The following is a 25,443-nucleotide window of genomic DNA, read 5'->3' as shown; positions in this document are numbered from 1 at the left end:
AATCTATTCCTCGTCTACTCTTGGAATATCAAATTCTTCTGGGGATGTTTCGGTTGCTCCTGCGTCGTACAGCATCCAAGTGGAAGTAGAGCGGTTTTGTTCAAGATATTCAATCGCTTCTTCTCCGTTAATATTCAATGGATTTACACCGAGATTTTCTAACGTTTCCTGGAATTCTTCGTCTTCTTGGGCTTTTTCAAATGAATCTGACAGCTTGTCTATGATGGCGTCCGGGGTGTCTTTATGAGCGAAAACTCCCTGGAATGGTCCCCAAGGCAAGTATTTTTCAAACTCAGGATACTCGTCGGTAATAGCTGGTACATCCGGTGCAGAATCGAGCGGTTCATCATTAATGACAGCTAACATGCGAAAGTCACCGGACTCTACGTATTCTTGTGCAGCTGAAACGGCAAGGACGGTAGCGTCAATTTCATCCCCTAGTAATGCGGTAGCTAATGGACCGTCTCCGTTATAAGGCACTTGGTTAAATTCGGTTCCAAGTTCCGCTTGCAGCATCGCGCTTGCCACGTGAGGAAGGCCGCCTTCACCAGAAGTCCCCATTGTAATGTCTCCAGGATTTTCAGTGGAATATTCAATTAAATCTTCTAAACTTTCAAATGGAGAGTCTTCTTTTACGACAATTCCTGCATAGCTCTGGCCGATAATGCTTACTGGTTCAAAATCGGTTAAGTAATCTCTTTCAGAAATACCTAGCACTTGATAAAGGTTTGGATTTTCCGCACCAAATAATAACGTGTAGCCATCAGCCGGCTGATCATATACATATTGAGCGCCTGTAGCACCAGATGCGCCTTCGCGGTTTTCCATAACAAGGGTGCCGCCTAGTTCTTCTTCAGCAAGCGGAGCAAGCGTACGCGAAATGTTATCTGTGGCCCCGCCTTCGCCCCATTGAATTACACCGCTGATGTCACGTTCTGGGTAATTTTCTGCATCCTCATTTGAAGCTCCTGTATCATTGCCTCCACCGCAGGCTGCGAGAAGAAGCATAGGGGTTAAAAATAGTGATGATCCTATTAATTTCACTCTTTTTTTCATAGACATTACAATTCCTCCTTGTAAGATTAATCGTTTCATAAAGATAAATATAACAAATATAAATAATTTTCTCCTTAATACGACAAAATCTTTTCAAAGCGTTACATTTTTATATAAAATTACCATAAGAAATGAGCGGCGGCTACTTGGCAACGCTTACAAATTACAGAAAATTAAAATTCCATTAGATGGAATGGATTATTATTCAATGGAACTTTGTTACAAGTATTGTACCAGACCTTTATAATCGCGTCACCATGAAAAATCAAAAAAATGCATAATTTCAAAAAGCGGAATTTATCCTCCTCATACGAAAAAACTCTGAAACTTGGAAAAGCAATACTTCCTTTTGTCCCGAAAAAGTAACCACAAATCATTTTTCTTTGTAATGATAATGTTTCGGATTTTTATTCAAGTTAATACATAAGAACATAGAGAAGATCGCCATCAGAGATAGAATAATTAATCGCTGCTCCTTCCTGCCTGCATCAAAATAATAAAAGCAGCGTCTTCTACGGGATGGTTTCGAAGCGTCTTCCGATCTGCAGCATAAACTTTCAATCGTTAAACCAGTTACATAGCGAAGGATATCAATGTCATGAATTCCATTAATAAGTAATGGAACGCTTCCTGTATTCAACCTTCACGCTTCGTTTAATACTCATGATCTTTGGTTAGAATCTAAAGCATATTTTCCTCGGAAAACAGAAACGGGCGCAGCTTATCCATTTTAAAATCGTCTTTGGTGTCCGACCATTAATATAACATTTTTCTCTTTACGATAATCTAATTTTCTTTTCCTTCTGGATTCATACCTACCACATCTGTATTCATTTCTTACACCTCCCACTAAGAATGATTAATGACGTTTACCCTGCACACATTGAAAACGGATACAATAATAGTTATAATTGTACCATCTAATGGAAAAGGGTATTACCAAATGGAATTTTTGAATTAGGAACATTCTATCAAACAATCCTTCCCTTGTCATCATCAAATTACCAAAAAAGCAAATATCCACGGAAAATGAACAACAAAAATGTTCATCGTAAAAAAATACTTGAAATAATAAAAGAAGCAATTTAGAATGAATTCAAAGTTCCGTAAAACGAAATGAGATTCCATTAGATAAAACAAAAGGAGGGATAACAGTGGAAAAGAGTGAATCTCCAAAAGGTATACGAACGCTGCAAAGAGCGATTGATATATTAAATTGCTTTCATAGAGAGGAGCCGGAACTTACGCTTACAGAAATAGCAAACAAAATAGAGCTCGCCAAATCAACGACTACGAGATTATTGGCGACGCTCGAGCTGAATCATTTTGTGGAAAAAAATCCAGTAACCTCAAAATATCGGCTCGGAAGACAGTTATATTTTATTGGCCACGTAGCCGGGCAGTCGATTGAACTTCGATCGGTAGCAGAAGAAACGATGAAACGACTGCGCAATCAAACAAAAGAAACGGTTAACCTTTACGTGCTGGACGGAGAACATAGAACGTGTATTCAACAATACGAAAGCACGCAGTCTGTAAAACATATGGTAAGCATCGGTCAAAAGCTGCCTGTGACTGTCGGAGCAGGGGGAAAAGTACTGCTCGCTTATCAATCAAAAGAATTTCTAGAAAAAGCAATGGCTGAACAGCCTATAAAAAATACTAAAGCAGATTTGAAAAATGAGCTTAAAACTATCGTGGAAGAAAGGTATGCAGAAAGCATTGATGAAAGAGAAGCAGGAACATCTGCTGCTTCCTCGCCGATTTTTGATATTGATGGAAATATGGTAGCAGCATTATCGGTTTCCGGGCCATCGAGCCGTTTTAAACCGCATGAATTACCTGATTTAAAAACAAGCCTGGTAGCGGCTGCTATGGAAATATCTAATTATTTAGGATATCCATTCAGTAAAACAGCAGAAAATTAAGGAGGTATTGTATGTCTGGCAGAAGTGCGCTTGAATCCTATCAAAAAGGAGAGGGCTGGTGGCAAACAGAAATCAGCCAAATTAAAAAAAATGAAGTAAATATTCGAGGATACAAAATGGAAGATTTAATAGGCAATATTTCTTATGGGCAAATGCTGTATCTTCTATTATGTGGAGATATACTCGATGAAAAAAAAGCTAAATTATTTGAAAGCGTTTTAGTTGCAGGGGCTGATCACGGCCCGCGTGCTCCATCGATAGCGGCTGGCCGAATGGCTGCCACATGCGGAATTTCTTTTAATTCAGCGGTCGCTACTGGAATCAATCTGCTCGGAGATTCTCATGGAGGAGCGACAGAAAAAGGTATGAAACTTCTCTATGAAACATGGGAAGAAGCGAGAGAAAGCGGGAAAGATCTCTACCAAGTCATAGACAGCAAACTTGATGACATGCTTTCCAAAAAAGAAAAACTTCCAGGAATCGGCCACCAGCTCCATGATGATGACCCAAGAGTGAACCGCCTTTATGAATTAGCAGAACCTATGGCAGCTGAAAAGGAGATCTCCGGAGTTTACCTTGATATAGCCGAACAATACCGCCGTCTGTTAGCGGAGAAAAAGAAGCGTTCAATCACGATGAATATTGACGGCGTTGCTGCAGCTATTCAATGTGAAATTGGACTGCCGGCTGAAGCCGCGAAAGGAATTTTTGCGCTATCACGCGGGATGGGCATCGCCGCTCATGCATTTGAAGAAATGCAGACCGGTGTACTCGTAAAAGGACCTTGCCCAAATGATGAAGAGCTCGTGAAGTATACAGGCGTTGAAAACCGAAAGCTATCTGGAGGGGAAGAGGTACGATGAGTATAAAAACAGCAAAATTATTCGTAAATGGGGAATGGCTTGCTGGAGACAGGGATACCGTTCCGGTCGAAAATCCATATACAGGAGAAACAGTCGGCGAACAAGTTATTGCGACAGAAGAAGACGTAGAAAATGCTCTGCAAAGTGCAGTGAATGCAAAACACGAAACGGCAGACCTACCAGCACACAAACGAGCTGCCGTTTTGAAAAAAGCCGCTTCTTTATTAGAAGAACGAAAAGAAGAGTTTGCTTATCTATTATCTTCGGAACTAGGAAAAACATTAAAAAATACAAGAGATGAAGTATCGAGATCACTTGAAACATTAGAGCAGTCAGCAGAAGAAGCAAAGCGGTTAACGGGGGAAACCATTCCAGGAAGCACTTCGACAAGAGGAGAACAAGCAACAGCGATGACGTTCCGTGTTCCTGCAGGTGTTATCGCTGCAATTACACCATTTAACGCACCGCTTAATTTAATGGTCCATAAAATTGGCCCTGCCTTTGCTGGCGGCAATACGGTTATTTTAAAACCTGCTCCGCAAACGCCTCTGATTGCAAATGCGTTTGTAGAATTGCTGATTGAAGCTGGATATCCAAAGAAAGCGATTCAAGTCGTATACGGCGGAGTGGAAGTAGGACAGAAAATCGTTGAAGACAGCCGTACTAATCTCATTTCTTTTACTGGCGGTTTGAAAGGCGGAACAGATATTTCTTACCGAGCGGGAATGAAAAAAGTTCTGCTTGAACTTGGCGGAAACGCTGGAACAATTGTTCATGCAGATGCTGATATCGAACGGGCTGCTGGACTTTGTGCCAAAACGGGCTTCAGCAACTCCGGTCAAAGCTGTATTTCTGTTCAAAGAATATACGTGCACACATCGGTTATCGACCGTTTTCGTGAAACGTTAACAGAAAAAGTAAGCGTCTTAAAAACAGGAGATCCGCTTGATCCAGAGACGGACGTTGGTACGCTTGTAGATGAAGCGGCCGCTCAAAGAGTAAAAAGCTGGATAGAAGAAGCAAAAGAGCAAGGCGCCGAGATCTTAACAGGTGGTACAATCAATAAGGCATCTCTTGAGCCTACGGTGATCTTTAATCCGAAAAAACAGGCAAAAGTCGTTTGCGAAGAAGTGTTTGGACCGGTTGTCAGTATTATTCCTTATGAGAACTTAGATGAAGCTTTAGAAGAGGTTAATGACTCTGATACTGGGCTGCAAGCTGGTATTTTTTCCAATAGCCTTGATGTTATTAAAAAAGCATCCAAAGTACTGGATGTTGGGGGCGTCGTTGTAAACGGCACCTCAAATTTCAGATTAGATCACTGGCCGTATGGCGGCGTGAAAAATAGCGGTATCGGAAGAGAAGGTCCGCGATTCGCTGTCAAAGAGATGACCGAAATGAAAATGATTGTTCATCTAGATAGCTAAGAGGAGTGAAAGCATGAGTGCAAAAGAAGTAAAAGTACGGAATACAGTGTTAGCTGGCGGAAAACCAACGATATGCTCGGCAATGGTTGGCAAAAACCAATCCGAATTGATAGAACAGGCAGAAACCATCGTTACGAAGAAACCGGATGTAGTGGAATGGCGGGTTGATTTTTTTGAAAACATCGCCGATGCCGATGCCGTTGTCAACACAGCTTCTAGCATACGAAAAAAGCTAGGAGATTTGCCGCTCATTTTTACGATTCGTTCTATTAAAGAGGGCGGGCAGGAAATACCGCTTGATGAAAGCGGGAAAGTCGAACTGTTAAAAAAGGTATGCGAAACGAAAAGCACAGATCTTATTGATTACGAAGTAGAAAATGATAAAGCAGACATTGACGCTATTAAACAAGCCGCGCAGCAAAACGACGTAAAAGTGATCCTATCCTTTCATAATTTTAACGAGACACCTTCAGAAAAAGAAATGCTGAACAAATTGGAGAAAGCCTCCGCTTATAAAGCAGATATTGGGAAGCTTGCTGTGATGCCAAATAATATGTCCGATGTTCTATCGGTCCTTCAGATCACACAGACGGCTCACACCGATCTTGATATTCCTGTGATTACCATGTCAATGGGTGTAGATGGGGGATTAACCCGTTTAGTAGGCTGGAAATTCGGTTCTGCGCTTACTTTTGCGGTCGGCAGCAAAAGTTCCGCTCCCGGGCAAATCCCAATCGAAGTGGTTCGTCAATTGGAAGGATATTTGAGCAATGACAGCTAGTCAATCTCTAGTCATCACCGGGCCATACACATTTAACAGAGAATCAGCTGCTGTCAAGCCGAAGGCAGCAGAAGGCCATGCAAGAGTGAAAACAGAGTATGGCGGCATATGCGGAAGCGACTTGAGTGTTTATAAAGGAAAGCTGGCTCACGCCAACTACCCTGTAGTGATGGGACATGAACTGTATGGAACCGTGGTGGAGGCAGATGATAAAGGGCTTTTCACCGAAGGACAAAAAGTAGTCGTACAGCCAAATCTGTCATGCGGCGAATGTGATTTGTGCCACAAAGGGAAAAAAAACATTTGCCGTAACAAACAAACCTTAGGCGTAACAAAAGATGGTGGGTTTACTAGCTATATTGATGTACCTGTCACAAATCTTTTAACTATACCAGAAGAGATGGACGGCAAATTAGCCGTATTAATAGAGCCGCTTGCCGTTGTCGTTCATGCATTTAGAAACGTAACGGTTGAAAAAGGAGATACGGTCGCTGTGTTAGGGTGCGGCACAGAAGGGATGCTTTCTTCCATCTTAGCGAATCTATTAGGAGCGGACGTCACTGCCGTAGATATTAATGAAGAGAAATTAAAACGAATGGACGTCCATAAAGAGATTAAAGCCGGCCTGCCTGAGATGTTAGAAGAAGAATATGATCATGTAGTAGAAGCAGCTGGTGTGCCTAAGACAATCGAACAGTCCTTTGATGTCGTAAAACCAGGAGGAAATATCCTGGCGGTTGGCATTACTGGTGAGCCAGTAAATATTGATGTGAATAAATTGGTGCGCAGTGAAGTTTCGGTGTTTGGTTCGATCATTTATGATTTTCCAAAAGATTTCGAACGAGCGCTTCATTTTCTAAAAAATAACCCGGAACCGTTTTCTCACGTTGTTTCCGAAATTTATCCGTTTTCTGACTATGAAAAAGCCTTTGAAACGGCTCTTTTTGGTACAGCAGGGAAAGTATTAATCGATTTTAAGGAGGGGCTTTCATGACAAAAGATCTTGTTTCTCATCAGTTGGTAAGCTACTTGGAAGATAATAACGTCGAGCACATTTTTGGACTTTGCGGGCACACGAATATCGCAGTTCTCTCCGCGCTTGAAAATAGTTCTGTGAGGTTTATAGATGTAAGGCATGAGCAGATTGCTGCTCATGCTGCCGATGGATATGCCCGAGCAAAAAAAGAAACGTCTGTCGTTCTTTCTCACCTTGGCCCGGGGTTGACCAATGCAGCAACAGGTGTAGCAAACGCGGCTTTAGATTCTATTCCGATGGTCGTTATCGCAGGAGATATTCCTTCTCACTATTACGGAAAACATCCTCACCAAGAAGTGAACTTGCATGCCGATGCGTCTCAATATGAAATCTATCGGCCTTTTGTAAAGCGGGCATGGAGAGTTGACCGCCCAGACTTATTCCCAGAAATTTTAGACAAAGCCTTTTCTTTAGCTCAAAACGGCCGTCCGGGTCCTGTGCTTGTATCTGTGCCAATGGATATTTTCTCGGCTGAGGTTGATACAGAGTTGTTTGAACGGGTAAAGCAGAACAATAAAGAGTTAACAAAGCCATCGATTAGTGATGCAAAAGCGCGTCAAGTCATTGAAAGATTACTAGAAGCAAAAGACTCTGTCTTTTATGTAGGTGGAGGAATCATGCTGGCTGATGCTGCCGAGGAACTTCGTGAACTGGTGGATCATCTGGGCATTCCGGTTGCCTATTCGTTAATGGGAAAAGGCGCTGTATCAGATGTGCACCCTCTTACCCTTGGCATGACAGGCTTCTGGGGTACAAAATTCATAAATGACAATTGCCGTGACGCCGATTTAATTCTAGCGCTCGGAACCCGATTTTCTGAAGCAGATTCCAGTTCATGGTATCCAGAATATACCTTTGATATTCCTAACACAAAGCTCATCCACATTGATATTGACGGCAAAGAGCTTGGAAGAAACTATCCAGTAGAACTCGGTATTGTAGCAGATTTAAAAGAAGCATTAACTGAACTGAATAGAGTTGCAAAAGAGATGCTCCCCGAGGGTAGAAAAAATCCAAAAATGGAAGAAGCAATTGCTAACTATCGTAAAGAATTTTTCGGAAAAATCAAAGAACATCAAAAGAGTGATGCTTTCCCGCTTCGTCCGGAACGTATTTTAGCGGACGTTCGTGCAGCACTGCCAAAAGATGCGTATATTACAACCGACGTTGGCTGGAACAAAAACGGAGTAGGGCAGCAGTTCCCGGCTTATGAAGCAGGTACTATTTTAACCCCGGGAGGCTACGCTACGATGGGATTTGGTTCATCGGCAGCGCTCGGTGCTAAATTAGCAGACCCTGAAAGAGTGGTTGTTTCCTTGATTGGCGACGGTGGCTTTGGGCAGAATCCATCTGTCATGGCTACAGCAGTTGAAGAAAATATTCCTGTGATTTGGGTAGTGATGAATAACAGTGCGTTTGGAACGATCGCTGGATTGCAGAAAAGTCATTATGGTACTACCTATGGAACCGTATTTAAAAAAGACGGTGAATCGTACTCCCCTGATTTTGCAGCTGTCGCAAAGGGTTACGGCGTAGATGGTGTAAAAATCAACAAAGCAGAAGAATTTAAACCGGCACTTAAAAAAGCAATTCAAAGCAACAAGCCATTCTTACTTGATGTTTCGATGAAAAACGAACCGGTGCCAACAGACGGACACTGGAACATTATGGATATTTATTCTCCAGGGAAGAAGATTCATCACGTGTCTGTAGATTAATAGGAAACGATTCAATAACCTTTTGCTGCAGCGTCCAGTCACTCGGGCAATCCGTAACAGGAAACCTATCCCGGCTGAAAAAGAAGCTTTGCAAATTTCAAAGGAGGAGTATGAGATGACAAGACAATTTTCACTAGCTCACCTTACCGTACTAGACTGTGCACCGCCAGAAATGACCTACCTTGCTGCAAGGGCCGGCTATGATTTTGTCAGCTTCCGTCCCATTTACATGGGTCTGCCTGGGGAACCCAATTATGCGCTGGCGGAAAACAAACAGATGCTTCGTGAAACCAAAAAGGCCATGTTTGAGACAGGAATGAAACTTTTAGATATTGAACTGGCTAAAGTCTATGACGGGGTCGATCCAAAAAGCTATCTTCCTGCAATGGAAGTGGCTGCTGAATTAGGAGGACGTCATGTTCTCAGCAGCATTTGGACAGATGATCGAAATTACGCGATTGAGCGATTCACAGAAATTTGCGAATTGGCGAAACCATTTGGACTAACGATAGAGCTTGAATTTGTACCAATTGCAAGTGTTCATAATCTTGATGGTGCTTTAGATGTTTTGAACACCGTAAACCAGAAAAATGCCGGACTCATGATTGATGTTCATCATTTCCACCGCTCAAAGGATAATGTGGAAGATTTAGATGCAGTGCCGCGTGATTGGTTCCGTTATCTTCATCTTTGTAACGCGCCTGGAGAAATTCCGGCATGGAAACCTGAAATGACCCGGGTGCTTCGAGAGGAACGTTCCTTACTTGGAGAAGGCGGTATTGATGTAGGAAGCATCGTCAATAGAATTCCAAACATTCCTTACTCGATCGAGCTGCCAAATGCAAAACTTGCCCAAGAATTGGGAAATGAAGAATTTGCGAGGCGTTGTTTGCAATCAGCCAAGGACTATTTAAACACACATCCACTGACAAAGCAGGAGGTGAAGTAAATGGCTGGAACACCATTAGAAGGAGTAAAAGTTCTAGACGTATCAACCATGATAGCTGCCCCGTATGGTTCTGTTTTATTAGGAGATTTCGGAGCAGAAGTGATTAAGGTGGAAATGCCGGGAAAAGGAGATACCTTAAGGCATGTCGGCCCATTTAAAGGAGAAGAGCCGCTGAGATGGCCGGGACTTTCCAGAAACAAAAAATCTCTTACGCTCGATTTGCATACGGACGAAGGGATAGAAATTTTAAAAAAGCTCGCATCGGAAGTCGATATTCTTATTGAAAACTTTCGGCCCGGCACTTTGGAAAAATGGGGAGCAGGCTATGACGAATTGAAAAAAATAAATCCTGATCTTCTTATGATCAGGGTGTCAGGATATGGACAAACCGGCCCTTATAAAGAAAAAGCAGGCTTTGGTACCCCTGCCACAGCGTTCAGCGGATTTACTTATTTACAGGGGTATTCTGATCGTGCACCTGTTAGTCCATCCTTTTCATTAACCGATTATATTACTGGCGTTTACGTTGCTTTTGCAGCCATAACCGGTTTATATCATCGAGATACCAATGAGAACGGCACCGGACAAATGATAGACATTGCTCTTTATGAAACAGTATTTCGGATGATGGAGTTTCTTGTAGCAGAATATGATCAGCTCGGAAAAGTGAGAGAACGCGCGCCGGGGTTAAGCGGCCATTCGAGCCCAGCCGGAACGTTTGAGACAAAAGATGGGCACTATGTCGTGTTAGTAACAAGTACAGACACAACCTTTAATCGTCTTGCTAAAGCGATGGGCAGAGAAGATCTATTAGAACATGAAAAATTTTATACGAATTCAGTCAGACTGCAAAATGACAAAGAAATAGTACAAATCGTAGAAGATTGGATGAAAACCAAGGAACGGGACGAACTGGTAGAGTATTTAGGCGAATACGGAGTTCCAGTAAGCCCGATCCTCAATATACAGGATATCTTTGAACACCCTCAATATCAAGCCCGAGATAATATTATTGAACTCGAACATCCAAGATTAGGAAAAATAAAAACACCTGGTATCGTACCGAAGTTTGAAAAAACACCGGGCAGTGTAAGAAATCTTTCTCCGGATCTTGGGGAAAACAATGAAGAATTGCTTTCATCCATGCTCGGATATTCTGAAGCAGAAATTTCGGAGTTGAAAGATAAAGGAGTTATTTAATCGAATTCATCGGTATGGGACGCCCATGCCGATGAATTTATTGCATCAGGAAGCAGGTGAAAAACGATTTTCTATTTGTATGCTTTTATCTTATTTTTATATATTATTAATCAAGTGTTGTCCTTGCCCATAATAAGCTATTTTCTTGGCATTTTATCTATCATCATCCTTTTATTCACATTAGGCAAGGCAGGGCGTTTATTTCAAACAGTGGGTCTTATTTTTTTAGGGCTTGGCCTTATTGCCGTTTTTTCACAAGGATTATATTCGCTTGAGCTTTTAACGTATTTCAGTTCGTTGTTAGGGCTGCTGGCGTTATTATTTGTCCTTCCCTTTATGAATGCGATTATTAAACTGGGCCGTTATGACAAAACCTTAAGCCGGATGATTGGAATGAAAACGGAGGACGCTGGTGCACTTTACAAAAAAACCTCGTTTGCGACCTATGTGCTGACCATTTTTTTAAACGTTGCAACCGTTCCTGTTATTATTAGCTCCGTGCGCGATAAAGTAAAGGATTTTGGAGAGACGTTCACACAAGTATTTTTTACACATGGGATATTAAGGCCTTATGCGCTCGTATTATTTTGGAGTCCTACTGAAATTTTACTTGCCATGACACTTGATATTACAGGACAAAGTTATTTATGGCTGCTGCCGGTGCTGTGGGTGAACAGTTTGTTATTTCTTTATATTGATTGGCGGCTGCACCAAAGAAAATGGAACCGTTATACGTTAAGACAAGAAGAAACGAAAAAAGATCCAGAAAGCTTGTCCCCTATAAAAAAGAAAGGGTTCGAAATGGGCCTGGCCGTACTGGCGTTTATAATGATCGTGTTAACGGGAAACCAATGGATCGACCTTGGTTTTCTTTTTATCGTGACCGTAACCATCATTCCTTTTTCTTTTGCCTGGTCCATCGCTATAAAAAAACCTAAAGCCTATAGCAGGCTCGGTTACTTAATGGCAAAAAACAACAAAGATAAGCTTCACGGCATGTTTTTTCTTTTCTTGTCGGCTGGCTTTTTCGTGGAGTTAATGCCATATACAAGCCCTTTTGCATATATTAATACGATCGTTCAATACGTGTATGAAACAGATATGTATTTTCTTCTGTTTCTGCTTATCGGGATGTTTATTTTTGGACTTGCGTTTATCGGCTTCCATCCGCTTGTTACGATAGCATTGCTCATCCCGTTCATCGATCCTTTTGTAGATGAGCTTTCGTTTGGGTTAACCCTTACGATTGTAAGTTCGGCGGTTTGTACGATGATGATCGGCCCGTTTAATGTGACGCCGGCCGTACTGGGCATGTATATCAATCTGAATCCTTATCAAGTCAGCTTAAAAAATATTTTGTTTGCGTTTCTTTTTATGGTCTGGAATATTTCGGCAGCTTACGGGATAACAAAACTTCTCGAAGTGGTTTGACACTTAAATCGTTCATTGGGTAGAATAAAGAAATATAATCTACGGGAAGAGGAAGAGTGTGTTCAATGGAAAATGTACCTTCGCTAAGAGAAAGAAACATTGCTCTTATTGGATTTATGGGAGTAGGGAAAACGACCATTGGAGAACGATTGTCTAAAAAGCTGTACCGCGATTTTGTAGATATCGATAAGGTGATTGAAGAAAAATACGGGATGGAAGTTTCGGAGATCTTCCGCACCAAGGGGGAAGAAGAATTTCGCCGAATTGAACGGGAAATTTCCATCGACTACTGTAAAAACAAACGCCTAAAGATTCTTTCTCTTGGCGGCGGGGCATATACCCAAGACGAAATCAGAGAAGCATGCATGGAGTATTGCATTGTGATTTCGCTCGATCTTACGTGGGACTCCTGGAAAGACCGGTTAAGCTTGATTATTGATAACCGTCCTGTTCTTCATAATAAATCGATGGAAGAAATAGAAGAGCTTTTTCAAAAGCGGCAGAGCACCTATAATCTAAACAGCTTTCAAGTAAAAACCGATTCCATGAACGAAGAAGAGGTTGCAGATGAAATCGTCAGCCTGCTGAAGCTCGGCTGGGAATGGTATCAGCCGTATATTGTTGACTGAAAACCAACAGACATTTTTCATATAAACAAGAGGGTACTTACTTAAAATGTGGTACTCTCTTTTTTTAGTGAATAAGAGGATAAAAGTATTGATACTGCATCAATTACAATCTGTTCAGAAAGGACCCCTAAAATGTATGGAACAATAAATAATAACACGGCCGTACATAAAGAGCTTTATGTAAGATAGGAGACTTTCAAGCCAAATAAGTTTGAATTAGAAAAATTTGGCTTACCGCTGCGTCCAAACGGTGTGGCGCCTTAATTTAATTAAACGATTGATTGATCGTTATGTTCGTTTCAGCACCACCCAGTATCTCAATAACCGTTTTTCAAAAGTTCTCAAATGCGAGAGCATTTTTTGTTTTCATAATTTTAATAATGTATATTGAAAGCAGGCTGTTTGCAAATGAGCAGTACATAAAGGTGAACTGGCCCTCAGCTAATGGGAAGGACCTAGAAACTGGTGATGCAAATTGAAACTTGTTTTAATTATGATCATATCCTGCTTTAACGTTTTATCACTAATGGGGACCCGCCCCACCGTTTCGTTATTTGCCTATGATCTTGGGGCGAGCGCTACGCATATTGGGTTGATAACAAGTTTATTTTCCTTTTTTCCTCTTTTATTTGCAATTCGTCTTGGGAAAAAAATAGACTACCTTCATTCAAAACTGGCACTTATTATCGGCGGGTACTTAGGTGTGGCAGGCATCGCACTGCCTGGGATTTTTCCAAATATCTACAGCTTATATGCATCCCAAATTATAGCCGGATCCGCCCAAACGATATTCATATTAGCTGCGCAAGATTATGTAGGAAGAATATCCAGTAATAAAAACCGAAGTAAAAATGTTTCGTGGTTTAGTTTAGGCGTTGGGGTCGGTATGTTTCTTGGGCCGCTTACGAGTGGGTTCGCTGCTGATCTAACAAACTATCAAATGGCCTTTCTCATGTTAGCGGGAGTGGGTTTAATCGGCAGTATCATCATTTCTTTCATCCCTGATGAACCTCCAATAGAAAGGGACAAAAACGCAAATGGCATAGAAAATAGCTCCAATTCCTTTATGAAATTATTACATATCCCGAGCTTGCGGCTAGCGTTGATATTCAGTGCTCTCGTCTTATTTTCCAGGGATTTATACATGACATTTTTTCCGTTATTAGGTGTTCAATTTGAATATAGTGATTCTGTCATAGGCACCTTTATCGCCATTAATGGTTTAGCGGGGGTCATCATTCGATTTTATCTTTCTCGTTTAATAACCATTTTAGGAAGCACGAAACTACTGACCGTAACCATGTTATTAATGATCGTTGCTTTGGTTGGCCTGCCATTTTCTCCCTCCCTTGTCGTAACAGGCATTTTGGTATTTTTCCTAGGTGTTGGTCTTGGAATAGGCGCTCCTTTATCCATTACGCTAACCCTTGAATCAACGATACAGGGACGTTCAGCAGAAACATTAGGGCTCAGGCTGACCGTGAACCGGATGACACAAGTAGCTACACCGCTTTTGCTGGGTGCAGTGGCGAGCGCTATGGGCTTAGTTAGTATGTTTATTATTAGTGCATGTACGATTTCGTTAGGTTTAGGGGCGGCTTTTAAAGCAAGTAAAGATCCGAATGGAAGTGGAGATAATAATGAAGAAGTTAATGATAACTAACTGGCGAATAAGTTTTTTGCACTGCATAGTGGTGTAAAAAATAATCAATCATTTGATTTAAAAATTTCTTATGAATAACTGTTGCTAGCCATAAACTTACAAGTTAGTACAAAAGGGTGTCCATTAACCTATGTTTTCGTTTTTAACAGGTTGTCCATTTTTTATGGGCAGCCTTTTTTATTTTTAACAAAATTAAATCTGATCTCAAAAACTTTTTGACAATTAGTAATTATGTGTTAGAATAACGTTAGTTCAAAATAAAAAACTTAGTTTATTATAATAAACTTAAGGGAAGGAGGTACATGAAATGCCTAAATATTGGGTTCCGGCATTAGAAAGAGCAAATATTATTATTGATTTAATTGCAAATCACCCTTCTCAATTAAGACTAATTGATATTTCCAAAAAATTGGAGATTAATAAAAGCTCCATGTATTCATTACTGAACACGTTAGAAACCTTAGGGTGGATACAAAAAGACAAAAGTGAAAAGTATACATTGGGTCCTGCATTAGGCTCTTTTAGTTCAGCATATTTTAGGCAATTCGATATTTTGGAAACGTTTTCCATGAAGGCAGGAAAAGCGATTGAAGTAGTAGATGAACACATCCAATTGGGGAAACTCTATGATGCTGAAGTATTTTATTTAGCAAGAGAAGAAGGGAGTTCACCTGCTCGGTTAGTTACAGATCCGGGAATGCGGTTTCCGGCTCATGCATCTGCTATCGGAAAAATTCAATTAATCGACCACACATATGAAGAACTAATAGAACTTTTCCCAGAAAAAGATCTGCCAAAGCAAACTAAAAATACGGTGGCTGACGTAGATGAGTTGTGGAATCAGTTAAAACAAGCAAAAGAAGATGGTTATGTAGTGGAAGAACAAGAAGGATCCATAGGATTTTGTTGTGTAGCAGCGCCTATCTACAACAAAGATAATCAAATCATAGCAGGTGTCAGTTTTACGATGCTCGAAAACAATTGGCCTGAAAAGAAACAACTTGCTGCTAATGAAATTATGAAACTAGCTAAAAAATTATCAACAAATCAAACATTGTAAAAATAAGAAGGGATGAAAAGTATGCACTTACTTACTTTTAAAGCAAAAAATGAATCAGATCAAGTTGGAATTTTGGACAAGGAGAACGTTTTCTCATTGGAAGGGTTAATGCAAGCTTATAACTCTGAGAATGCCAAAAGTTTAGAAAAGAAAAAGGATTTATTATCTATTATTCAAAATGACGAAAAAAGTCTTAAGGAAATTAAGGAAGCATGGGAATGGGCTCAGAAACATACAGACAAAGTTTCATCTTTTCAATACAACATTGAAAACGTAGATGTTAGAGAGCCTATTTCCAATCCAGGTAAAGTTGTTTGCGTAGGTAATAACTATATGGACCATTGCATTGAACAAAACGTCGAGCCTCCGAAAAAGCCTATGATTTTTTCTAAATGGGCTTCGTGCTTAATTGGAAACGGTGATGACATTGAACTGCCAGAAGAGTCAGAACAAGTTGACTATGAAGTAGAATTAGCGGTGGTTATTGGAAAAAAGACAAGAAACATAACAGAAGAAGAAGCATTGGATTATGTGTTTGGTTACACAATTATAAATGATGTGAGTGCTAGGGATATTCAATTCGAAGATGTTCAATGGGTAAGAGGAAAATCATATGACACGTTTGCTCCTATTGGACCAGCAATTGTAACAAAAGATGAAATAGAAGATCCGCATAACCTTGGTATTTCCTTAGAGTTAAACGGAGAAAAACTGCAAGATTCCAACACTAAAAATTTAATATTTAAGATTCCTTATATTATCTCGTATTTGTCAAAAGGTTTCACCTTTGAACCAGGAGATATAATTGCAACCGGTACTCCGCATGGTGTTGGTGTATTTCGTGATCCGCAGGTGTTCTTGAAATCGGGTGATAGGTGCAAGCTCGAAATCGAATCAATAGGTGTATTGGAAAATAAAGTTCGATAACGGGAGGCTGACAATGAAAGTATTAGCATGGAATGGACCAAAACAATTAGATAAAGAAGAAAGAAATATTCCAGAACCAGGGGAAAAAGAAGTTCTTATAAAAGTTGATGTAGTCGGTATTTGTGGTTCCGAGATAGAAGGTTTTTTAGGTCATAATAGTTTAAGAGTTCCTCCATTAATTATGGGTCATGAATTTTGTGGAAGCGTAGAAAGGGTAGGACAAGGAGTTAAACAAATCTCAGAAGGATCCAAAGTAGTAGTTAATCCGCTAATAAATTGCGGCCACTGTACGAAATGCCGGAAAGGGTTAGAGAATTTATGTGATCACCGGCAAATTGTAGGAATCCATCGTTCTGGTGCTTTTGCAGAATATGTGGCGGTGCCGGAAAGTACGGTAATTGAGATTCCTAGTTCTTTGGATTCGCATACTGCATCTTTAGCAGAACCATTGGCATGCTGCTTCAGAGCGGTTAGAAGAGCATTAGAAAACCGCCCCCTTTCAAATGTTTTAATTTATGGAGCCGGTACGATTGGTGTGCTGAGTGCTTTTGTCGCTAATATTCTTGGGGCAAACCGTATTATTATGACTGACATTAATGATGAAAGGCTTCAGACAGTAAAAGATGTAGGGATTAAGTATACATTAAACCCTGATAAAGAAGATGTAGAACAAACGCTACCTGACATTACTGGACCTAAAGGAATTGATGTGGTTATTGATGCTGCCGGCTTTTTGCCAACAAGAACACAAGCTGCTGATTTGGTGAATTCCGGGGGAGTCATTATGAATATTGGGCTAGGAATCAATGAAACACCGCTGCCTATCAATAACTTTATAAGAGACGAGGTTACCGTTTTAGGGTCTTTTTGCTATTCGAAACAAGACTTTCAAGATGCTGTTCAGCTGTTAGTAGAAGGCGAGATAGATTCAAAAGGATGGTCAGAAGTGAGGCATCTGCATGAAGGCAAGCAAGCATTTATGGATTTAATTGAAGGCAAGGTGAAAAACAGTAAAATATTTCTTCAAGTAAATCAATAAAACGTTTTGGGAGGTAAAAGCAGAATGGGAGTAACCGGACATAAGATTGCGAGTATACGAGCGTATGTGGTGAGTGGAGGTGGTGGTGACTATCACGATCAAGCCCAAGAGCATTGGATTGTAAAACAAATAGCCACTCCAATGAGTATCTATCCTGAATATAAAAAAACACGTACAAGTTTCGGTATTAATGCATTAAAAACGTTAGTGGTGGAAGTAGAAGCAGACAATGGGGAAGTAGGAGTCGGTATTTCTACTGGCGGATACCCTGCTGCTTGGATTGTTATGAATCATTTAGACCGGTTCATCGTTGAGCAGCCGGTAGAGAACATTGAAAAAATGTGGGACCAAATGTATAGAGGTTCTATCTTTTACGGCAGGAAAGGTATCGTTATGAATGCGATATCAGCGATTGATTTGGCTCTTTGGGATTTATTAGGAAGACTAAGACAAGAACCGGTTTATGCCATGATTGGCGGAAAAGTACGAGAGGAATTACCGTGTTATGCGACTGGACCCAGACCTGATTTAGCAAAGGAAATGGGCTTTATTGGCGGAAAAATGCCATTAAAATATGGACCAGATGATGGAGAAGAGGGTCTTCGAAAAAACATGGAACAAGCTGAATCCATGAGAAATAAGGTGGGAGAAAATTTTTGGCTGATGTGGGATTGCTGGATGTCATTAGATTTGCCCTATGCCCAAAAACTGATGCAAAAGTCAGCAGAACTGGATTTTAAATGGGTGGAAGAGTGTTTTAACCCCGATGATTACTGGGCGTATCGAGATTTAAAAAAACGAGCACCTAATAATATTTTAGTAACTGGAGGTGAACATGAAGCCACAAGGTATGGCTTTAAAATGCTGCTAGAGTTTTGTGACATGGACATTTTACAAGCTGATGTCGGCTGGTGCGGAGGATTAACGGAGCTGATGAAAATAGGAAATCTTGCTGAAAGCTATGGAAAATATGTTATTCCTCACGGCAGTGGTATTTATAGTTACCATTATGTAATGACAAAAACGAACAGTCCTTTTGCAGAATACCTCATGATGAGTCCAAAAGCTGACAAGGTGATTCCGCAATTCTACCCTTTATTAGAAGGGGAAATACTTCCAAAAAACGGAAAAGTGAGATTGCCTGATACACCTGGGTTTGGAGTGGAATTGAATCGAGATAATAATTTAGGACTGGTAGAAAAAGATTAGAACCATTATTGTAAGCGTTGTCAAAAATGTGAAGGAGTTGAAAAAATGAAAAAAAGCTTCATTTTTACATTGATGTTGTTACTAATATTGGCTCTAGCAGCATGCAGTTCTTTAACGGATGAATCTAGTGATGAGAATGAAACAGCTACAGGGGCAGATAGTGAAGGGACAGAGGATACGGCAGCTGAGGAACAAGACAGCGGCGAAAATGCTAATAGTGAAGAAGAGGAAATAAGTATTCGTCTTGGATCTCATTTGCCGCCTTCCCACTCGGTGATTGCAGTAACAGAAAAATTTGAAGATATCGTCGAATCTCAATCAAACGGACGCATCGGTGTCAATATTCACCCATCTGGTGAATTAGGAGGACAAAGCGAACTTATTCAATCTCTGCAAGTAGGTTCATTAGAGATGACAATTAACGATGCAGGGGTCTTATCAAACTTTGCTCCAAAAGTAGGTGTTTTAGACTTACCATATACTTTCAGCAGCTATGAACATGTGCATGATGTATTGGATAGTCCCGTTGCTGAAACATTGGAAGAGGAATTGGCTGCTGTTGATATTAAATCGATTGGCTGGGTAGACTCAGCATTTCGTGATTTATTAATCAATGAAGAAATTAGTCGAATTAAAGGTGTAGATGGAATGAGTCTGCGTGTACCGGATGCACCGCAATATTCTCGTACGGTTGAATCCTGGGGAGCTTCCGCTACTTCTATACCTTGGGGAGATTTGTATAATTCTCTCGAAACGGGTGTAGCCGACGGATTTGAAGGATCAGCTGAAAGTATATATTCTGATGGTTTGCATGAAGTCGTTGAATATCGTGTTCCAACAGAGCATATCTTCACTGTTTTATCTTTGAATATCAGTCAGCAATTTTATGATGAATTATCTAGTGAGGATCAAACATTAATTGAAGAGGCTGGGCGCGAAGCTGCATTGTATGGACGTGAATTAGCGATGGAACGTGATGAAGAATATAAGGAACAACTAGCAGAAGAAGGACTGGAAACACTAGACATTGATAAAGAGGAATTTCGTGAATCTGCCATGGAATTTGTAAATAGCTATGCAGAAGAAGAAGGAATGACCGATTTATTAGAACAGATTGCTGAATTGGAGTAGAGAATTAGAGCCAGCTTATCAGCTGGCTCTCCTTTCAAAAGGAAGGGATGAGGATTAATGGAGAAAGTGTTTAATAAAGGCGTAAGAGTAGTTTTAGTATCGCTATTTAGTATCATAACACTTTTAGCTGTACTGCAAATATTCACCCGCTTTTTTGGGTTTCCAATGAGTTGGCCTAATGAAGCGATGAGATTTTTGTTTATTTGGTTTGTAATGCTAGGTTCCGCTTATGCATTACGAGAGAAAAAACACATTGTAGTTGATTTTATAGGTGACTCTGTTCCGAGAAAAGTGACAAGAATCATAGATATCTTAGTGAATGTGACGATCTTAATTTTTATTGGGATTTTAATTAAATATGGTTTTCAAGTCGTTGAAGTGACAAGTATCCAAACATCTTCTGTATTAAGAATTTCAATGGGATATGTATTTCTATCTGTTCCGATTGGCGGTATACTTATGCTTTTATATACAGTGTTAAACATTATTGACTTAGTTAAAGAAAAGGGGGTAAGTTCATGACTTTATTGTTAATGTTCGGGCTGCTGTTTTTATTTCTCGTTTTAAGAATGCCTGTTGCATTTGCCATTGGAGTTTCCTCTATTGCTACCCTTTTTATTACAACGGATGTGACGCTTGCTCAAGTGATGCCGCGTATTGTAAATACGTTAAACAGTTTCACTTTTTTAGCCATACCTTTCTTCATGTTAGCTGGTTCCATAATGGAACATGGGGGTATATCTAACCGTCTTGTGCGCTTTGCTAATAGTTTACTAGGTCATATTAAAGGCGGTCTCGGGCATGCTACTATCTTTACAAGCACTACGTTTGCAGGGATTTCGGGTTCAGCTTCTGCTGATACATCAGCAGTTGGTTCCGTCATGATCCCATCTATGATACGCCGCGGTTATCCTAGAGGTTATGCGGCAGCATTAACAGCATGTGCTGGAGCGATTGGACCGATCATACCTCCAAGTATCATTATGATTATTTATGGATCGTTAACAGGATTGTCTATCTCAAAGTTATTTTTGGCTGGAGCTCTTCCTGGTTTGGTCATGGCAGCAGGTCTGCTTGTCATTAACTATGCAGGAGCAGTTAAACACAACCTGCCATATGAAGAAAGGGCAACTTTAAAAGAAGTATGGCAAAGTTTTTTAAGTGCATTCTGGGCGCTGCTGGCACCTATTATTATATTAGGCGGTATCTTGTTTGGGATATTCACAGCCACCGAAGCGAGTGTGGTAGCTGTTGTTTATTCGTTAATTGTAAGCATATTTATTTATAAAGAGTTGAAGTTAAAAGACCTTTATAAAGTGCTTGTTCAATCCACTCATACAAGTGTTATGGTATTGTTTATTGCAGCCACGGCCTCGATATTCGGATGGATCTTGGCTAATGAACAAATTCCGCTGCAAATATCTGCTTGGCTTAATGATTTTACAGGTAATCCTTATTTATTGATGCTGTTGATCGTTATCATTTTATTAATTATAGGTTGTGTGATTGAAACAATTGCTGCAACAATCATCTTTATTCCAGTGTTATCTGTTATTGCAGAAACAGCAGGGTTTGATCCCTTTCACTTTGCTACCGTAGTAGCAATAACTCTTATTGTCGGCGGTGTTACACCTCCAGTAGGGGTGCTGCTGTTTATTACCAATGGGATTGCAAAGGCCAATTTTAAAGAAACTTTACGATATTTATGGCCATTTTTCATGTTAATTGTCCTTGTGATCATTTTTGTAGCTTATTTCCCAGATGTTTCAACTTTGCTGCCTAGTTTAATTGACTAATAAAAAGAAGAAATCTTTGTTCATTGCTTTACGTATTTGAACAAAGATTTTTATCATTCTGCTTATTCCTGCTCATCCCGGTAAATAAAATATTTGCTTCCAAATGTTTTTGGCATGTCTTCTTTAATAGCTCGTGTAAATGAAATAATCAGCATCACCATAATAAAAATCAAAGGAAAGCCGCCGACAATGCTGGCTGTTTGCAGCGTTTCAAGACCACCAAGAAACATAAGCACAAGCGATGGTGTGGCAAGTACAAACGCCCAAAACAAACGATTCCAACGCAATGGTTCGTCATCAATTTCTTTTTGTGTCACAGATGCTAAAATGTAGGAACCAGAATCGAATGTGGTGGACAAGAAGATGATCGCTAAAATAACAAATACCGCAACAAACAAATTGCTTGCCGGCAGCTGGGCAATCGTTCCAATAATTGCAGCTGGCGCGCCTTGTTCGTTTAATACATCAACGACAGCATATTGTCCGCTTAACTGTAAATAAAGCCCGAAGTTGCCTAGAATTCCGAAATACAGGGCACAACCGATTGTGCCGTAAACAAGCGTTCCGACAATCATTTCACGAATCGTACGTCCTTTCGAAATCCGTGCGACGAACAATCCGACAAACGGGGCATACACAAGCCACCAAGCCCAGTAGAAAACGGTCCAGGCTTCTGGAAACCCTGTTCCTTCAACTCCGCCGACACCTGCAAAAGGCTCGGTCCACATGCTCATTTTAAAGAAGTTATCAGCCAATCTTCCAATGCTGTTAAACATCGTATTTCCGAGAAAAACAGTCGGCCCGGCAATAAAAACAAAGCCTAATAACACAAAAGAAAGCCAAAGGTTAATGTTACTTAAAATACGAATACCTTTACGCAGTCCACTATAAGAACTTACAGCAAAAATAATCGTACTTATAACGAGCACTACCGTATTTAAGGCCATGTTTGGTGTTATTCCGGTGAAATAATTTACTCCTTGTGCAATCAGCGGAGTAGCAAGAGCCATCGTCGTACCGGCACCGCCGAGCAGACCAAACATAAATAAGATATCGACTAGTGTTCCGACTGGGCCATCTGCATATTTTTTCAAAACCGGACGGCATGCTTCACTAATTTTTAAAACCGGCCGTTTACGCACGTAATAAAAATAAGCAATCGGCAGGGCTGGTAAACAATAGATCGCCCAAGCAATCGGCCCCCAATGAAAAATCCCGTAGGTTGTTGCCCATTCCACTGCTTCTGCTGATTCTGCTTCCAGCCCAAATGGAGGTCCAGTATAGTAGTACGCCCACTCAATCGTTCCCCAATACAGAACACTTGAACCAATTCCAGCTGCAAAAAGCATCGCTGCCCAGGTGAGTGTGTTAAACTCCGGCTTCACCCCGCGGCTACCGAGAACAATCCGGCCATAGCGGCTAAAAGCAATATAAAGTAAAAAAATAAACAAAACCATTCCGATTAATAGGTAAAGAACACCAAAGTTTTCTGTTACGAACGTGTTAGCCGCTGTTACCACTGCTTCTCCATAGTCAGGAATCATGACGAGCGGAGCTGCGATTAAAATTAATAAAAGCAAAGCCCCAAAAAACGTTGGCCAATCCATGATATTTTTATCCATAGCAATCTCCTCACGTTTATATGTATTATTCAAGTTTCCCTGTCCGGCTCAGTAATATGTGTGTATACCAAAAAGAGGGAAATGAAAAATGAAATTTTTTCTAAGCAGAGGGAAAGGAATTTATAAGAGAATGTGGAAAGATGTAAAATAAAAGGAGGGGAAGGGCATGCGTTTATTATATAAAGATCAAGTAAAAAAATACTTTGTCGATTACAATAAACATATGAATGACGCAGCTTATTTTAGAGTGTTCAGCATTGCTGGAGAGCAATTCACCAGTTCACTCGGGCTAAACGAACAAGGACGAAATCATTACGGTGCCACTATATTCACACTCGAAACTCATGTTGTTTATATAAAAAGAAATATTAGAAGGGGAAGCGTTTCAAGTTTTAGGAAAGCTGCTTGATTATGATGAAAAACGTCTTCATTTGTTTTTGGAAATGCATAATGAAAATGGTGAGAGGCTGGCGACTTGTGAAACAATGATGCTGGCTGTTAATCAAGCCGAACGACGAGCCGGACGCTTTCCAGAAAAGGTTCTGCCATTAATACATAAAGCAAAAGCCGAACATGAAGGAGAAGAATGGCCGCAAGAAGCTGGTCAGCGTATTGGAATTCGCAGCAAAAAAGAGAATTAACAAAATAAGGGGGGTGTTTCCTCCCTTATATTAGATGGTATAGACAACTATATTAATAGTTTGCTATCATTAAGGTAAACAGGTATAGACCAATCGTGTCTAGAAGAGGGGGTACTAAAAGTGACGAAGTCCTTTTTACTTCGAAACGTTACCATAATAAACCCAGCGCAGGAATTAAATCATGCTTATATTGTCGTGAAAGACGGTAAAATTACGGCAATTGGTGAAGATAAAAATATTGAACAAGACTTTAGCAAGACAGAATGGAGCAGCATAAAAGAGATAAAAATAGACCCGGACACGGTTTTAGTACCGGGCATGATTGATGTGCATATACACGGTACAAATAATGCAGATACGATGGACGCGACACCTGAAGCATTAACAACGATTGCCGAATCCCTGCCATCAGAAGGAACGACATCTTTTTTGGCTACTACACTAACGCAAAGCGAAAAGGCCATTACAAACGCATTAGAAAACGCAGCGGCTTTTGCCGAAGGACAGCAGCCATCTGATCTAGCAGAAATGCTCGGTGTTCATTTAGAAGGGCCGTTTTTTACCGAAGAAAAAGCAGGCGCTCAGCCAAAAGAGCATTTGTGCGAAGCAGATATTGAATTGTTGAAAAAATGGCAGAAGGCGGCAAAAGGATTTATAAAGTGGGTCTCTCTTGCACCTGAAAAAGACCCGGATCATGAAGTCATTCGTTATTTAAAAGACACTGGAGTAATAGCATCTGCTGCTCACTCCAACGCTTCTATAGAAGAAATAGAACAAGCAATCGACCACGGTTTGACTCATGTGACTCATTTATTTAACGGGATGAAAGGGCTGCATCACCGAGAACCGGGACTTGCAGCAGCAGCTCTCACTCGGAACGAATTGACAAATGAAATCATAGCTGACGGTGTTCATGTGCATCCTTCTATGGTAAACATGGCTTACCAAATGAAAGGATCTTTCAGATTGTTAATGATTACCGATTCGATACGAGCAAAGTGTCTGCAAAACGGTGAGTATGACCTGGGCGGACAAACAGTCACCGTAAAAGGAAACCGTCCGTATTTAACGGATGGAACAATTGCTGGCAGTGTATTAAAAATGAACGAAGCGATGAAAAATATAATTGATTTTACTGGCTGTCGTTTAGAAGAAGCGGTAGCAATGACCTCGTGGAATGCTGCCTGCAAGCTAGGGGTTGAGAACAGAAAAGGAAATATTGCAGTCGGTAAAGACGCTGATTTTGTTCAGTTAGGTCCTAATCAAGAGGTTATTCGAACGTGGTGCCGCGGTACTCTTGCATATGAAAAGTAATCATAAACATTTGAAGGAGGTGG

At 40.5% G+C, this 25,443-nt stretch carries 22 protein-coding genes and 1 pseudogene; 20 read left to right on the top strand and 3 right to left on the bottom strand.

Going from position 1 to position 25,443, the window contains the following annotated elements; translation table 11 throughout:
• Positions 1-3 precede the first annotated feature (3 nt).
• Positions 4-1,062 carry a Bug family tripartite tricarboxylate transporter substrate binding protein gene (locus CEF16_RS13940; protein ID WP_170031942.1) on the bottom strand — a complete coding sequence of 353 codons (1,059 nt, stop codon included), beginning with the start codon at positions 1,060-1,062 and terminating at the stop codon, positions 4-6.
• 367 nt (positions 1,063-1,429) lie between these two features.
• On the bottom strand, positions 1,430-1,696 hold the full coding sequence (locus CEF16_RS23320) for a hypothetical protein (protein ID WP_139185928.1): 267 nt from the start codon (positions 1,694-1,696) through the stop codon (positions 1,430-1,432).
• 508 nt (positions 1,697-2,204) lie between these two features.
• Between CEF16_RS23320 and CEF16_RS13935 the strand changes: the two genes are divergently transcribed.
• From CEF16_RS13935 to CEF16_RS13850, 18 genes are all read left to right on the top strand, one after another.
• The gene (locus CEF16_RS13935; protein ID WP_425428027.1) at positions 2,205-2,984 is read left to right on the top strand and encodes an IclR family transcriptional regulator; all 780 of its coding nucleotides are present in this window, start codon (positions 2,205-2,207) and stop codon (positions 2,982-2,984) included.
• Between the two features lie 11 nt (positions 2,985-2,995).
• Positions 2,996-3,847: a citryl-CoA lyase gene (locus CEF16_RS13930; RefSeq protein ID WP_091583341.1), complete on the top strand. Its 852-nt coding sequence runs from the start codon at positions 2,996-2,998 to the stop codon at positions 3,845-3,847.
• A complete protein-coding gene (locus tag CEF16_RS13925; protein WP_091583344.1) occupies positions 3,844-5,274 on the top strand; it encodes an aldehyde dehydrogenase family protein in 1,431 nt (476 codons plus the stop codon). The genes CEF16_RS13930 and CEF16_RS13925 overlap by 4 nt, the downstream gene beginning before the upstream one ends.
• Positions 5,275-5,287: 13 nt before the next feature.
• Positions 5,288-6,055, top strand: a complete 768-nt coding sequence (aroD, locus tag CEF16_RS13920; RefSeq protein WP_091583346.1) for a type I 3-dehydroquinate dehydratase — start codon at positions 5,288-5,290, stop codon at positions 6,053-6,055.
• On the top strand, positions 6,045-7,049 hold the full coding sequence (locus CEF16_RS13915; protein WP_091583349.1) for a zinc-dependent alcohol dehydrogenase: 1,005 nt from the start codon (positions 6,045-6,047) through the stop codon (positions 7,047-7,049). Before aroD ends, CEF16_RS13915 begins: the two co-directional genes overlap by 11 nt.
• Positions 7,046-8,809, top strand: coding sequence for a thiamine pyrophosphate-binding protein (locus CEF16_RS13910; RefSeq protein WP_091583351.1), 1,764 nt, complete (start codon positions 7,046-7,048; stop codon positions 8,807-8,809). The genes CEF16_RS13915 and CEF16_RS13910 overlap by 4 nt, the downstream gene beginning before the upstream one ends.
• Positions 8,810-8,924: 115 nt before the next feature.
• The gene (locus CEF16_RS13905; RefSeq protein WP_091583354.1) at positions 8,925-9,758 is read left to right on the top strand and encodes a sugar phosphate isomerase/epimerase family protein; all 834 of its coding nucleotides are present in this window, start codon (positions 8,925-8,927) and stop codon (positions 9,756-9,758) included.
• Positions 9,759-10,958 (top strand): CaiB/BaiF CoA transferase family protein, encoded by a 1,200-nt coding sequence (locus CEF16_RS13900; protein WP_091583356.1) that lies wholly within the window; start codon positions 9,759-9,761, stop codon positions 10,956-10,958. It begins immediately after the preceding gene.
• 210 nt (positions 10,959-11,168) lie between these two features.
• A complete protein-coding gene (locus CEF16_RS13895; protein WP_139185929.1) occupies positions 11,169-12,389 on the top strand; it encodes a hypothetical protein in 1,221 nt (406 codons plus the stop codon).
• Between the two features lie 65 nt (positions 12,390-12,454).
• Positions 12,455-13,018, top strand: coding sequence for a shikimate kinase (locus tag CEF16_RS13890; protein WP_091583363.1), 564 nt, complete (start codon positions 12,455-12,457; stop codon positions 13,016-13,018).
• Between the two features lie 475 nt (positions 13,019-13,493).
• Positions 13,494-14,681: an MFS transporter gene (locus CEF16_RS13885; protein ID WP_091583366.1), complete on the top strand. Its 1,188-nt coding sequence runs from the start codon at positions 13,494-13,496 to the stop codon at positions 14,679-14,681.
• Between the two features lie 307 nt (positions 14,682-14,988).
• Complete coding sequence (locus tag CEF16_RS13880) at positions 14,989-15,741, top strand: IclR family transcriptional regulator (RefSeq protein WP_091583367.1); 753 nt, start codon at positions 14,989-14,991, stop codon at positions 15,739-15,741.
• A 12-nt stretch (positions 15,742-15,753) separates the two neighbouring features.
• On the top strand, positions 15,754-16,668 hold the full coding sequence (locus CEF16_RS13875) for a fumarylacetoacetate hydrolase family protein (RefSeq protein WP_245917874.1): 915 nt from the start codon (positions 15,754-15,756) through the stop codon (positions 16,666-16,668).
• A 13-nt stretch (positions 16,669-16,681) separates the two neighbouring features.
• A complete protein-coding gene (locus tag CEF16_RS13870; protein ID WP_091583373.1) occupies positions 16,682-17,707 on the top strand; it encodes a zinc-dependent alcohol dehydrogenase in 1,026 nt (341 codons plus the stop codon).
• Positions 17,708-17,731: 24 nt separating this feature from the next.
• A complete protein-coding gene (gene rhmD / locus CEF16_RS13865) occupies positions 17,732-18,916 on the top strand; it encodes an L-rhamnonate dehydratase (RefSeq protein ID WP_091583376.1) in 1,185 nt (394 codons plus the stop codon).
• Between the two features lie 45 nt (positions 18,917-18,961).
• Positions 18,962-20,047: a TRAP transporter substrate-binding protein gene (locus CEF16_RS13860; protein ID WP_091583379.1), complete on the top strand. Its 1,086-nt coding sequence runs from the start codon at positions 18,962-18,964 to the stop codon at positions 20,045-20,047.
• A 57-nt stretch (positions 20,048-20,104) separates the two neighbouring features.
• Entirely contained in the window at positions 20,105-20,569 is a 465-nt protein-coding gene (locus CEF16_RS13855; protein ID WP_091583381.1) for a TRAP transporter small permease, read from the top strand.
• Positions 20,566-21,843, top strand: a complete 1,278-nt coding sequence (locus CEF16_RS13850) for a TRAP transporter large permease (RefSeq protein ID WP_091583384.1) — start codon at positions 20,566-20,568, stop codon at positions 21,841-21,843. The genes CEF16_RS13855 and CEF16_RS13850 overlap by 4 nt, the downstream gene beginning before the upstream one ends.
• A gap of 62 nt (positions 21,844-21,905) precedes the next feature.
• Here CEF16_RS13850 and CEF16_RS13845 read toward each other — a convergent pair whose 3' ends face one another.
• A complete protein-coding gene (locus CEF16_RS13845; protein ID WP_091583386.1) occupies positions 21,906-23,465 on the bottom strand; it encodes a BCCT family transporter in 1,560 nt (519 codons plus the stop codon).
• A gap of 166 nt (positions 23,466-23,631) precedes the next feature.
• On the opposite strand from CEF16_RS13845, the pseudogene CEF16_RS25340 reads away from it, so the two are divergent.
• Both CEF16_RS25340 and nagA read left to right on the top strand, forming a co-directional pair.
• A pseudogene (locus CEF16_RS25340) lies at positions 23,632-24,106 on the top strand (thioesterase family protein).
• A 120-nt stretch (positions 24,107-24,226) separates the two neighbouring features.
• The gene (nagA, locus tag CEF16_RS13830) at positions 24,227-25,420 is read left to right on the top strand and encodes an N-acetylglucosamine-6-phosphate deacetylase (protein ID WP_091583395.1); all 1,194 of its coding nucleotides are present in this window, start codon (positions 24,227-24,229) and stop codon (positions 25,418-25,420) included.
• Positions 25,421-25,443 lie beyond the last annotated feature (23 nt).

Source organism: Alteribacillus bidgolensis, assembly GCF_002886255.1.
Classification (GTDB): domain Bacteria; phylum Bacillota; class Bacilli; order Bacillales; family Marinococcaceae; genus Alteribacillus; species Alteribacillus bidgolensis.
This window is presented reverse-complemented; position numbering and strand designations above follow the sequence as displayed.

Bases quoted from the DNA above. Each gene is read 5' to 3' on its own strand.
- CEF16_RS13905 (WP_091583354.1), top strand. From the start codon at position 8,925: ATGACAAGACAATTTTCACTAGCTCACCTTACCGTACTAGACTGTGCA.
- rhmD (WP_091583376.1), top strand. From the start codon at position 17,732: ATGGGAGTAACCGGACATAAGATTGCGAGTATACGAGCGTATGTGGTG.
- CEF16_RS13940 (WP_170031942.1), bottom strand. From the start codon at position 1,062: ATGTCTATGAAAAAAAGAGTGAAATTAATAGGATCATCACTATTTTTA.
- CEF16_RS13925 (WP_091583344.1), top strand. From the start codon at position 3,844: ATGAGTATAAAAACAGCAAAATTATTCGTAAATGGGGAATGGCTTGCT.
- CEF16_RS13915 (WP_091583349.1), top strand. From the start codon at position 6,045: ATGACAGCTAGTCAATCTCTAGTCATCACCGGGCCATACACATTTAAC.
- CEF16_RS13855 (WP_091583381.1), top strand. From the start codon at position 20,105: ATGGAGAAAGTGTTTAATAAAGGCGTAAGAGTAGTTTTAGTATCGCTA.
- CEF16_RS13870 (WP_091583373.1), top strand. From the start codon at position 16,682: ATGAAAGTATTAGCATGGAATGGACCAAAACAATTAGATAAAGAAGAA.
- CEF16_RS13860 (WP_091583379.1), top strand. From the start codon at position 18,962: ATGAAAAAAAGCTTCATTTTTACATTGATGTTGTTACTAATATTGGCT.
- aroD (WP_091583346.1), top strand. From the start codon at position 5,288: ATGAGTGCAAAAGAAGTAAAAGTACGGAATACAGTGTTAGCTGGCGGA.
- CEF16_RS13850 (WP_091583384.1), top strand. From the start codon at position 20,566: ATGACTTTATTGTTAATGTTCGGGCTGCTGTTTTTATTTCTCGTTTTA.
- CEF16_RS13930 (WP_091583341.1), top strand. From the start codon at position 2,996: ATGTCTGGCAGAAGTGCGCTTGAATCCTATCAAAAAGGAGAGGGCTGG.
- CEF16_RS13900 (WP_091583356.1), top strand. From the start codon at position 9,759: ATGGCTGGAACACCATTAGAAGGAGTAAAAGTTCTAGACGTATCAACC.
- CEF16_RS13910 (WP_091583351.1), top strand. From the start codon at position 7,046: ATGACAAAAGATCTTGTTTCTCATCAGTTGGTAAGCTACTTGGAAGAT.
- CEF16_RS13890 (WP_091583363.1), top strand. From the start codon at position 12,455: ATGGAAAATGTACCTTCGCTAAGAGAAAGAAACATTGCTCTTATTGGA.
- CEF16_RS13880 (WP_091583367.1), top strand. From the start codon at position 14,989: ATGCCTAAATATTGGGTTCCGGCATTAGAAAGAGCAAATATTATTATT.
- CEF16_RS13875 (WP_245917874.1), top strand. From the start codon at position 15,754: ATGAAAAGTATGCACTTACTTACTTTTAAAGCAAAAAATGAATCAGAT.
- CEF16_RS13845 (WP_091583386.1), bottom strand. From the start codon at position 23,465: ATGGATAAAAATATCATGGATTGGCCAACGTTTTTTGGGGCTTTGCTT.